This window comes from Paraburkholderia caledonica, from assembly GCF_000383275.1.
GTDB lineage: Bacteria > Pseudomonadota > Gammaproteobacteria > Burkholderiales > Burkholderiaceae > Paraburkholderia > Paraburkholderia caledonica.
The window spans coordinates 205,010-216,541 of sequence record NZ_KB911043.1 but is presented as its reverse complement, the minus strand read 5'-3'; the positions used below and the strand labels follow the sequence as shown (position 1 = coordinate 216,541).

Here is an 11,532-nt window from a genome sequence, read left to right as displayed (position 1 = left end):
TGATTTCGCGCAGCGGTGAAACACATCAAGGTGGACCACATGAAAATCCTGATTGCCGGTTTCCAGCATGAAACCAATACGTTCGCGCCGACCAAGGCGTCTTATGAGAGCTTCGTCCAGGGCGAAGGCTTCCCGCCGATGGTTCGCGGCGCAGACGTGTTCAGCCTGCGCGACGTCAACGTGCCGATCGGCGGCTTCATCAAGGTCATGGAAGCGAACGGCCGCGAACTGAAGCCGGTGATCTGGGCTGGCGCGAGCGCGTCGGCACATGTCACCACGGATGCGTTCGAGCGGATCGGCGGCGAGATCATCGCGGCCGTCGAGCAAGGCGGCTTCGACGCGATCTATCTGGATTTGCACGGCGCAATGGTGACCGAGCAGCACGACGACGGCGAGGGCGAGCTGCTCGAACGCGTGCGGCGGATCGTCGGCGATCGCATGCCCGTGGTCGTATCGCTCGATCTGCATGCGAACGTCACGGCCCGCATGTTCGCTCATGCGAGTGCGCTCGTTGCGTACCGCACGTATCCGCACGTCGACATGGCGGAAACCGGCGAGCGCGCCGCGCGTATTCTCGAAGATCTGATGTGGGAGAAACGCCCATTGCATCGCGCGGTACGCCGGGTTCCTTTCCTGATTCCGGTAAACGGCATGTGCACGCTGGTCGAGCCGGCGAACGACATGTACCGCATGCTCGCCGATCTCGAGAAGCGCCCGGTCGTATCGGTATCGTTCGCGCCCGGCTTCCCTGCGGCAGATTTTCCTGAATGCGGTCCGACAATCTGGGCCTATTCGTTCGACGAAGACGCGGCGACGCAGGCCGCCGACGCGTTGTTTGCCAGGATCGTCGGCGAGGAAGCGCGCTGGGACGTGCCGTTTCTCTCGCCCGACGAAGCCGCGCTCGAAGCGATCCGCGTGAGCGCATCCGCATCGCGCCCGGTCATCATCGCGGACACGCAGGACAACCCGGGCGTGGGCGGCGACTCGAACACCATGGGCATGGTGCGCGCGCTGTTGCGCAACGGCGCGAAAGATGCGGCAGTCGGCGTGATCTGGGACGCGCAGGCGGCGGCCGCGGCACATCGCGCGGGCGTCGGGGCGCGCATTGCGTTGCGGCTCGGCGGCGGTGCGGGCGTGGAGGGCGATGCGCCGCTCGAAGCCGAGTTCGAGGTCGAGCACCTGTCGGACGGACGCTTCCGTTTCGACGGGCCGATGCTCAACGGCATGGAAGGCGAGTTGGGTCCGGTCGCATGCCTGCGAATCGAAGGCGTGCGGATCGCGGTGAGCTCCGTGAAAATGCAGGTCTTCGACCGCAATCTGTTCCGCGTGGCGGGCATTGAACCCGAGCGAATGAAGATTCTGGTCAACAAGAGTTCTGTCCATTTTCGCGCAGATTTCGAAGCGATCGCAGAGGCGATTCTCGTCGCCAAAGCGCCGGGCCCCATGGCCGCCGATCCTGCTGATCTGCCGTGGACGCATCTCGATCCGGAAATGCGAGTGCGGCCACTCGGTCCGTCATTCAGTGATTTCAATACGGTAGCGGGCTGATTGGCTTCACTGCGGTTTTGTATCGCAGTGTATCCAGGCCGTGCCCCGATAAACACGCTTGCATTAAACGGGTTCGCGAAAACATTCCAGATACGTCGGCGGGTTCAAATGTCGTCACGCAAGGTTGATTCGCAACACTGCGCCCGATTCGGGTGACACGCTAGCTCGTAGATATGGGCTGCAGAGTGTTTCAACCGAACTTCTGACCTTTGAATGCCGTCGTTTTCTGGAGAAAGCTCATGAAACTCGTTCAATCCCTTCTCGTTGCCGCACTCGTTGCCGTCCCCGCTGTTTCATTCGCCCAGTCGAGTCACGCGGTGACGCGTGCCGAGGTGCGCGCGGAACTCGTTCAGTTGCAGAAGGCCGGCTACAACCCCGCCAGCGACAGCACCCAATATCCGAAGAACATCGAAGCCGCTGAAGCGCGCGTTGCCGCGCAGAACGCCTCGGCCGCCGCGGCATATGGCGGCGTCGTGCAAAGCCGTTCGGCAGCAGGCTCGCGCGCACGGACGACCGGCGCATCGGCGCCGCAGCAGGGCGTGGTCGGTCTCGGCCCGATCTACGCGCACTCGTGATACACGCGGCGGCGCGCGTTCGCCGCGCGTCGTCTGCGCAATAGTTCAATCAACGTCAACTCCATTCTGCCGGAAGAAAATCAATGACCAGGCTTCTCAAGAAATTCGTCGGTTCCGCGTTGCTGCTCGGCGGACTGTTCGCGCTGCAAGCATCGCACGCGGCGCCGCCGCAGGACCTGAAGGGCAAGAACATCGTGCTGGTGCACGGCGCATTTGCCGACGGTTCAAGTTGGGAGAAAGTGATCCCGCTGCTCGAAGCGCGCGGGGCACACGTGGTCGCAGTGCAAAACCCATTGAGCTCGCTGGCCGACGACGTTGCCGCGACGAAACGCGTGATCGAGCAGCAAAACGGACCTGTGGTTCTGGTCGGCCATTCGTGGGCGGGCGTGGTGATCAGCGAGGCGGGCAACGAAGACAAGGTGAAAAACTTGGTCTACGTGGCGGCGTTCGCGCCGGATAGCGGTCAATCGATCGAAGACATCACGAAGGGCAAGCCGGCGCCTGTATGGGCGAGTGAATTGCAGAAAGACTCGGCCGGCAATCTGACGCTGTCGACCAAAGCGGTGCTCGAAGATTTCGCGCAAGACGTGCCTTTGCCGCAGCGCCGTGTGATCGCTGCAACGCAAGGTCCGTGGGCTTCGGCATGTATCGGCGAGAAGGTCACGAAAGCAGCGTGGCATGACAAGCCGTCGTACTTCGTGGTGACCGAACGGGACCGCATGATCGATCCTGGTCTGCAACAGACAATGGCGAAGAACATCGGCGCGCACGTGACGTTGGCGAATGCAAGCCACGTCGCGATGGTCAGCCAGCCGAAGCTCGTTGCCGACACGATCATCGCCGCGGCGAAGGCTGCGCAATAAGCTGCAATAGGCGGTAGTAAGCGGCAAAACAGCAGCAGCCTCGCCGCTAGCTTCATCGATTATTCGCCCGCTCACGCATGTGAGCGGGCGAATGATCCGTTGTTCAAACCGACACGTTAATCTGTTGTCCGGAAGCTTCCTGTTGTTGCATCTCTCGCTGTGCCTCCATCTCTTTCTTCAGCATTTCCCGGACTTTCGCCAAAATCTTCTCGCGCTCTTCCGGCGACATCTTCTTCAGTTCTTCTTCGGTGACTCCCAGCTTCGCGAGAATCATCTTTTCCATGCGCTCGCCTGGCGTGCCTTTCACATAATCGGTGAGTTCAGCCAATAGCGACTGGAACGACGGCTTATTGCTGCTACTCGCGCCAACCGACGTCGAGCCCGAAGTCGCGGATGTACCGGCGACGCTATTCACTTTCGAAAAATCGATGGTCATTGTTTTCCCCGAAGTTGGCTGCGGCTGATCGGCGGCAGCGGACGATTGTTAATTATGGATCAGTTGGTCCATAATAGGGCGTGCTTTTTCCGAAGGCAAGCAACGGCCTGTTTCAGGCCGTTATAACGTGAACAGTACTGCTTCAGAATCAGGACAGTTCTAATCATTGAGAGGGTACAGTTCTCGTGCTTTGATACGTACGATCGTACAGATTCTGCAATGTCTATTTTGTTTTCACTGCCTGACCCGAAATGAACTGGGAGTGGGTATGATTTTCGGCGCACACCTTAGGTAGAGGCCATTGGACTGCCCGTAGAACTGGAGGATGAAGGAGTGTGCAATCGTCTGCATGGGTGCTGTGAGCACCTTCCCTGAACTGCTCGCGCGCGTCGCTGCGTCCACACCGTCTTCGCATGATCGAACTGTCGAACCGAAGCTTTATCGAACTGGGCAATGGTTCACCGCGTCTGCAACGAGCCGTTGCCGACGGCGCGTCGTCGGTGCTCGTCGCCGGTCGAGGGAGCGGTGCGCCGGCCGTGCTGGCGGCGCTGCAGCGCGAATACGCGTTGCGCGCCGCGCTGCATGAAACGTGGTCGGCGGTTCCGCAGGCGCTCGTGCCGCACGGCGAAGGCGCGCTTCTCCTGCTCGCCGATCCGGGCGGCGAGCCGTTGCGCTGCTGCAGCGGCTCACGCCAGGCCGGCACCGCAGCCTTCCTGAAGATCGCCATCGGCCTTGCGAGGGCCGTCGGCGCGATGCACGCGGCGGGCATCGTGCATCGTGCGCTGTCGCCGGCCCGCTTTCTCGTCAACGACGAGGGCCAGACGTTTCTCACCGGCTTTGGCTCCGCCACCCGTCCCGGCGACAACACTGCTTCGCCAGACGCCGACCTCGAATGGAACGACGGCAGCTTCATCTACATGGCGCCCGAACTCGGCGCGCGTATGAACGTGCCGGTTGACGAACGCGCCGATCTCTATTCGCTTGGCTGCATCTTCTATCAGTTGCTGACAGGCATGCCGCCCTTCGAGGCCGCCGACACCGCCGCGCGTGTGCATGCGCACGCGACCCACCGGCCGCGTCCGCCATACGAGCTCGCCGCCGACGTGCAGCCGCAAATCTCGCGGATCGTGATGAAGCTGCTCGAGAAAGCGCCCGAGCAACGTTACGCCGACGCCGCGGGGCTGCTTGCGGACCTGCATCGATGTGAGGACCTGCAACGGCGTCACGGCGAGATCGCGCCTTTTACGCTCGACACCCATGCGGCGCTGCAGCGCCTGCAGCAGGGCGACCGGGTGCTCGGCCGCGACGACGAAATCGAGGCGCTGCTCGCGCAGTTCCGTGCGGTCGTTGATGGACGGCAAGCGCGCGTCGCGTGGGTGTCGGGCAGTTCCGGGATCGGCAAGTCGACGCTGTTGCAAGAAGCCGTTGCACGGATGCAGCGTGTGAGCCCGCCGCTTCTCGCCGTCAGCAAGAGCGAGGAAGGTCATCGCGGCAAGCCGTACGCGATTCTCGGCCAGGCGCTCGAGCAGTTGCTGCGCTTCGTGCTCGGCTGCCCCGACGGCGAGTTTGCGATCTGGCGTGAGCGCATCGCCACGGCCACGGCGCCCGTCGGCCGCACGCTGAGCACATTTTTGCCCGCGCTCGGCGCGGTACTCGGCCCGCAGCCCGAAGCGCTCGACCCGCCGGACGCCGCGCCGGCGCTCGAACGCGAGCGCGTGCTTCAGGGGATCGCGCGGTTGATCGCGTGCTTTGCGAACGGCGCGCGTCCGCTCGTGCTCGTGCTCGATGATCTCCAGTGGGCGGATACCGGCACCTTGCAGGTGCTGGAGCGGCTGCTGCATCAGCATAGCGATGCAGCGCTGCTGCTGATCGGCGCGTTCCGCGACAATGAAGTGCCCGCGGATCACCCGCTGCGCGCGGGCAAACTGGCCGATGTGGCCGCCGCGCGGCATGTGCAACTCGGGCCGCTGAACGAAGGCGCGCTGCGTGAATTGATTGCGCGTGCGCTACATCAGGACGCGGACTCGCTCGGGCCGCTCGTGGAGATGATCGGCCGCAAGACCGGGCGCAATCCATTTTTCGCGCACCATCTGCTGCGCCTGCTCGCGGACGACGGCCTCCTCGAATACGACGTGGAGTCGTCCGCGTGGCGCTGGAGTCTCGAACAGATGACGGCACAGCGCGGCGTCGATAACGTCGTCGAACTGCTCGCGCGAAAGCTCGGACAATTGCCCGCCGCCACGCAATTGATGCTGCGGGTGCTGGCCTGCCTCGGGCAGCGCGCGTCCACTTCAACGCTCGCGGTGGCGGCCGGGTTGTCCGAACTCGATGCAACCCGGCATCTGCAACCCGCGCTCGAAGCCGGCACGGTGTATCGCGAGAACGGCGACTGGGTGTTCTGGCACGACCGGATTCGCGAGGCGACTTACGCGTCGATGCCGGCAGCCGAGCGCGCCGAGCTTCATTTGCAGATTGCCCGTCGCCAGTTGGCGAACCGGGGCGGCGAGACGGATGTGTTCGCGCTCGCGGCGCAAGCCAACCTCGCGCGCCCGGCGCTCGACGATTCCGACGAACGGCGCGTCTTCGCGCGCCTCAACCTGGACGCCGGGCGCGAGGCGAAAGCCGCAACAGCGCACGATTCGTCGCTCGGCTTCTTCCGCGCGGCGCTCGACTTGCTGGGCGACCAGGCGGCGAGCGAAGACGGCCTGCTCGCCCGCAAGCTGTGCGGCGAGGCCGAGTTCATGACCGGCGCGCTGGAGGTCGCCGAGGCGCGCCTGTCGGCGCTGGAAGCCGAGGCGGGCGACGGCATTTTCGGCGCCGATCTTGCGCGGCTGCGCGCCGCGCTCTACACGACGCTCGGCCGCTATGATCTCGCGCTCGGCGTGGGTCTCGCGTTTTTGCATCGCGCGGGTATCGAGGTGCCCATGCATCCCGTCGATGCCGACGTGGACCGCGAATACGCGCGTCTGCGCAGTTGGCTGGACCAGCACGGCATTGCCGGGCTGCGCGAGTTGCCGATCATCGCGGACCCGCTGCGCCGCGCTATCACCGACATCATCTCGGACCTCATCCCGCCCGCGCTCTACACCGACCAGAATCTGGTCGACTTCATGCTGCTGCGCTCGGTCAATCTCGCGATCGAGCACGGCCATTCGGACGCGGCCGCGAACGTGTTCACGTGCATGAACCAGATCTTCGGCGTGCGTTACGGCGACTACAGCTTTTCGCTTCCGTTCGGCCAGCTCGCACTGCACCTGGTCGACGAACGCGGGCTCGTACGGTATCGGGCGCGCGTCTACATGGTGTTCGGCACCTTCGTCGTGCCCTGGACCTTGCCGGCACGAAGCGCGCGCGATTATGTGCGCCGCGCCTACAACGTCGCCATAGAAAGCAGCGATCACACCTTCGCGCTGTATTGCGGCCGCAACGAAGCCACCGGCATGCTGTTCGCAGGCGAGTTGCTGGCCGACGTGCGCGAGACGGTGGCGCGCGCTCTGGCGAGCGCGCGCGACGCCAACTTCCAGCTGGTGATCGACGCGCTGCTGTCGCAATGGGCGCTCCTCACGCACTTGCAGGAAGGCGAGCCCGACGGCCGCGTCGAGATGCCGCCGGTGCCCGTGGACGGCAGGCCGACCACGCTCGTGGACTTCTCTTACTGGGTGTACCGCTTGCAGCGCGCGCTGCTGTTCGGCGACCTCGCGGATGCGCTGGAATCGCGTCAACGTGCCGAAGCCTGCGCGAACGCATCGCGTTCATTCGCCGAGAGCGGCGAGTTGCCTTTCTACGGGGCGCTCGCGCTGCTCGCATTGCCAGAGCGCGATGCGGCGCAAGAGGCTGCGTTGCAGCGCCACGCCGGACAACTCGCGATCTGGGCGCGAGCCTGCCCGGAGAATTTCGTCGGACGATGCGAGCTGGTGCATGCTGAGATGGCGCGTGTCGAAGGCCGCGCGCTCGACGCGCTGGAATCGTATGCGAAGGCTGTCGCGCACGCACGTCGTCACGGCTTCACGCAGGTCGAAGCGCTTGCGGCCGAGCTTGCGGCGTCGTTCCACGCTGCGCGCGGCGAAGAGGTGAGCGCGCAGGCGTACCTGCGTCACGCGCGCGGGGCGTGGCAGCGCTGGGGCGCGATGGCGAAGGCGCGGCAGTTGCAAACCGGCCATCCTGAACTGTTCGACGCCGACATGGATGCACCCGCCGCAAGCCGTCTTCAGGAACTCGACGTGCAAGCGGTGCTGCGCATTTCGAATGCGCTCGCAAGCGACATCGTCCCGGCGCGGCTCGTCGAAACGCTGTTGCGCACGGCGCTCGAAAGCGCCGGCGCCGGGCAGGGCGCACTCGTTTTGCTGCGCCGCGGCGTATGGCAGGTGCCGGCACGCGCGCAGGTGGTCAACGGCGGGATCGCCGTCACGCAGGAGGCGGTGCCGTTCACGTCCGACGTGCTGCCGGTCTCGCTCGTGCAGGCCGTCGCGCGTACTCAGGAAGGCGTGGTAGCCGACGACCCGCACGACTCGCCGGTCTATGCGCAGGACGTCTACATCCGCCGCAAGCGTCCGCGTTCGGTGTTATGCGTGCCGTTGATGCGTTATTCGACGCTGGTAGGCGTGCTGTATCTCGAGAACGATCTGGCCGCGAAGGTGTTCACGGCGGCCAAGGCGGCGGTGCTCGAAGTGATCGCGTCGCAGGCGGCCTTCGCGCTGGAAAACGCGCGGCTCTACGACGATCTCGTCGAGCAGAACGAGCAGCGCGCGCGGGCTGAGGAACAACTGCGCGCCGCGCTCACCGACCTCGCGCGCGCAACGCGTCTGAAGGCGATGGGCGAGCTGGTCGCTTCGATCGTGCACGAAGTCGGGCAGCCGCTCGCCGCCGTGGATACCTCCGCGAGCGCCGCGTTGCGCTGGTTGAGCCGCAGTCCTCCGGAGATCGGCGAAGCGCAGCAGATGCTCACGCACATCAGCCGCAGCGCGACGCGCGCGAAAAGCATCATCGAGGCGCTCCGCGCAAAGGCCCGCAAGGCCGAGCCGCAGTTCACGAGGATCGACCTGTCCGAAGCGCTGCGCGAGGCCGCGGCTCTCGTGGCCGCGCACCTGGACACGCTGAACGTCACGCTGGAATTGCGCGGCCTGAACGAACCCGTCTACGTGCATGGCGACCGCGTTCAGTTGCAGCAGGTGGCGATCAATCTGCTGACTAACGGCGCCGAGTCGATGGCTGCGCTCGACACCGGGCGGCTGCTCGTGCTCGCGTGCACCAAGGGCGCAGACGGCACGGTGCAGGTGACGGTGGACGATCTCGGCAGCGGCATCGCGCCCGAAGTCGCGGACCGGCTGCTCGAACCGCTCTTCACCACGAAAGACAACGGCATGGGCATGGGCCTCGCCATTTCGCATTCGATCGTCGATGCCCATGGCGGCACGCTGACTCTCGCGCCGCGCGAAGTGACCGGCACGCGCGCCCGGTTCGTGTTGCCGCGGCTCGACGCGGAAGGAACATAAGCAGCGCGCCGCCGTGCGGTTCGCACGAAGCATGGGTGAACCGGCGCCGGCGCTTCGAATTCGTCTAACCACCGGGCCGCCTCGCGGCCTTTAACGAGAGCTCTGCGAACGCCGCAATGTCCGATTCCCGAACCTTCCGTACAGCCGCTTCATCCACGGGCCGCGAGTCCCGCGTCGTCTACATCGTCGATGACGACGACCTCGTGCGTGGCGCGCTGGTCGGCCTGTTGCGCTCGATCGACCTCGAAGTGCATGCGTTCGCCTCGACCGAGGAGTTCCTCGCCGCGCCCAAAAGCGCGAATCCGTCGTGCCTCGTGCTCGACGTGCGGCTGCGCGGGCAGAGCGGTATTGCGTTCCAGAAATCGCTGTCGGAGACCGGCCAGCCGCACATGCCCATCGTCTTCATGACGGGCCACGGCGACATAGCGATGACCGTGAAGGCGATGAAGGCCGGTGCGATGGATTTCCTCTCGAAGCCGTTTCGCGACCAGGACATGATCGATGCGGTAGTCGCCGCGCTCGACAGCGACGCGAAGCGGCTGGAGGCCGACCGCTCGCTGCATGAGGTGCGCGCCTGCTGGGAATCGCTGACGCCACGCGAACGCGAGGTGCTCGAACACGTGGCCGCGGGGCTGATGAACAAGCAGATCGCGGCCAACATGGGAATCGCGGAGATCACGGCCAAGATTCATCGCGGGCAGGCGATGCGCAAGATGAACACGCGCTCGGTGGCGGAACTGGTGCGCAAGATGCAAGCGCTCGGTATCGCCAAACTTGGCGGAATAGGCGCCGCGCAGCAGTAAGCGTACGCTTTATACCGTACCGTTCGCGCGCGCGAAGCTGTACCCGCCGTGTTCCGGCAAGCGGCGCGGGTGTACCCATACCTACATATGATGGCGGTACCCATGCGTGGCGTTATGCTGGGTTACCGGTGAGCGGTGGGATGGGCCCATCCGTTTGCCTGGCCTCAGGCAGGTATCGCTTTGTCGCTTTCATCCACCGAACTCGTCGTCATTGTCGACGATGACCCCTTCGTGCTCGCCGCCGCCAGCAGCCTCGTGCGTTCGTTCGGCTGGGAGGCGCGCGAGTTCGCGAGCGCGGCAGCGTTTCTTGCGTCGGATGTACTCTCGCGAACCGATTGCCTGATCTGCGATATCCAGATGACCGGCATGGGCGGGATAGAACTCCTCGACAAGCTCGAAGCCGACGGCATGCGCATTCCCACCTTATTCATCACGGCCCTGGCCTCCGCGCGCACGCGCGCGAGGGTAGGGGCCAGCTCCGCGTTGTGTGTGATCGAGAAGCCCATCGACGCGAGCGAACTCGAGTCGTGGATTCGTCGCGCGCTTGGACACGGCTAGCAAGAGCGACACCAGCGACACCAGCGACACCAGCGACACCAGTGCATGGCGAGGGCAAACCTTCGTAGGGGGTGGGCGACCTCTCGTTTGATGGTGCGAACGCCATGCCGCATGCTCTCATGTCTCCTATGCCGTCCGACGTGGCGGCGCCAGGAGAACGACGATGACCTTCATCCATTCGACCGTGTCGCGCGAGGCCTTGCAGGAATCCGTGCTGCGAATCCGCACTCGCGCGGTTCGCACCGTTCGCGCCATTCGCACGGGCGTGCAATCGCAGCGGATCAGCGCAATCGCGATGTTCGTGCTGCTCGTTGCGCTACTCGTCACGATAAGCGCACCTGCTGCCAACGCGGCGATGCTCTACACGCGGCCGTGCCGCGCCGACAGCAACCTGCTGCCGATCGTCTGCCTCGTCGCGATCGGTTTCGGGCTGCTCGCGGCGGCGCTGTGGGTATATGCGTACGAGCAGCGTTCGTGCATCGCGCGCCTCGCCGCCGCAATCGAGCAGCGCAGCAGCACGGACACGTTGCCGCAAGCGTTGGCCGAGTTCGGGCCGCCCACGGTCGCGCGCCTGGTACGCGCGATCAACAGCGCGCAGCGCTACGACGCCGAGCGCGTCGCCCAGGTGCTCGATGTGCTCGCAGCTTATGCGCACGACCTGCGCACGCCGCTGACACGTATGGCGTTGCGCTGTGAGCGGCTCGACGATGGCGATGTGCGCGACGCGATCGAGCACGATCTCGCCGAGATGGGCGAACTGGTCGAGGCAAGCCTCGCTTGCGCGCGAATGCAATGCTGGGCCGGACAACCGTTGCGATGCTTCGATGCGGACGGACTGATCGGTGCGCTCGTCGATAACTACAGGGACGCCGGCCGCTCGGTCGAGCTCGAAGGCGAGGTAGGGTGTCCGGTCGTAACGTGCCCGCATGCGCTGCGCTGTGTGCTCGTCAATCTGATCGACAACGCGTTGCGCTATGACAGCGCCGTGCGGTTGTGCGTGCGCGTCGATGCACGGCGCGTGGTGCTGGCCGTGGTCGATTCCGGACCGGGTATCGTGCCGGCCGAAATGGAGACCGTATTCGCGCCCTGGTATCGCGCGCCACGCACGACAGCGCGCGCGCCGGAATCCGGCTTGGGCCTCACGCTCGCGCGACGTCTTACGCTCGCGATGCGTGGCGAACTGCAACTGGAAAACCGCCGTAACGGCGGACTCGAAGCAAGATTGACGCTGCCTCTCGCGGTAGCGTGAGCATCAAA

The 11,532-nt window shown here is 64.8% G+C and carries 8 protein-coding genes; 7 read left to right on the top strand and 1 reads right to left on the bottom strand.

Going from position 1 to position 11,532, the window contains the following annotated elements:
* Positions 1–39: 39 nt before the first annotated feature.
* The 3 genes from H281_RS0125860 to H281_RS0125850 all read left to right on the top strand — a co-directional run bounded on the left by H281_RS0125860 (position 40) and on the right by H281_RS0125850 (position 2,986).
* Positions 40–1,548 (top strand): M81 family metallopeptidase, encoded by a 1,509-nt coding sequence (locus H281_RS0125860; RefSeq protein ID WP_027804955.1) that lies wholly within the window; start codon positions 40–42, stop codon positions 1,546–1,548.
* A 239-nt stretch (positions 1,549–1,787) separates the two neighbouring features.
* Positions 1,788–2,123 carry a DUF4148 domain-containing protein gene (locus H281_RS0125855; protein ID WP_020070039.1) on the top strand — a complete coding sequence of 112 codons (336 nt, stop codon included), beginning with the start codon at positions 1,788–1,790 and terminating at the stop codon, positions 2,121–2,123.
* Between the two features lie 83 nt (positions 2,124–2,206).
* Positions 2,207–2,986: an alpha/beta fold hydrolase gene (locus H281_RS0125850; protein ID WP_020070038.1), complete on the top strand. Its 780-nt coding sequence runs from the start codon at positions 2,207–2,209 to the stop codon at positions 2,984–2,986.
* Positions 2,987–3,089: 103 nt separating this feature from the next.
* On the opposite strand, the gene H281_RS0125845 is transcribed toward H281_RS0125850, so the two are convergent.
* Positions 3,090–3,422 (bottom strand): hypothetical protein, encoded by a 333-nt coding sequence (locus H281_RS0125845; protein WP_020070037.1) that lies wholly within the window; start codon positions 3,420–3,422, stop codon positions 3,090–3,092.
* A 413-nt stretch (positions 3,423–3,835) separates the two neighbouring features.
* On the opposite strand from H281_RS0125845, the gene H281_RS0125840 reads away from it, so the two are divergent.
* The 4 genes from H281_RS0125840 (at position 3,836) to H281_RS0125825 (ending at position 11,524) form a co-directional block, all read left to right on the top strand.
* Positions 3,836–8,914, top strand: a complete 5,079-nt coding sequence (locus H281_RS0125840) for a trifunctional serine/threonine-protein kinase/ATP-binding protein/sensor histidine kinase (protein WP_020070036.1) — start codon at positions 3,836–3,838, stop codon at positions 8,912–8,914.
* A 116-nt stretch (positions 8,915–9,030) separates the two neighbouring features.
* Entirely contained in the window at positions 9,031–9,717 is a 687-nt protein-coding gene (locus tag H281_RS0125835) for a response regulator transcription factor (protein ID WP_020070035.1), read from the top strand.
* Between the two features lie 180 nt (positions 9,718–9,897).
* Positions 9,898–10,275 carry a response regulator gene (locus H281_RS0125830; RefSeq protein WP_020070034.1) on the top strand — a complete coding sequence of 126 codons (378 nt, stop codon included), beginning with the start codon at positions 9,898–9,900 and terminating at the stop codon, positions 10,273–10,275.
* Positions 10,276–10,438: 163 nt separating this feature from the next.
* A complete protein-coding gene (locus H281_RS0125825; protein ID WP_020070033.1) occupies positions 10,439–11,524 on the top strand; it encodes a sensor histidine kinase in 1,086 nt (361 codons plus the stop codon).
* Positions 11,525–11,532: the final 8 nt, after the last annotated feature.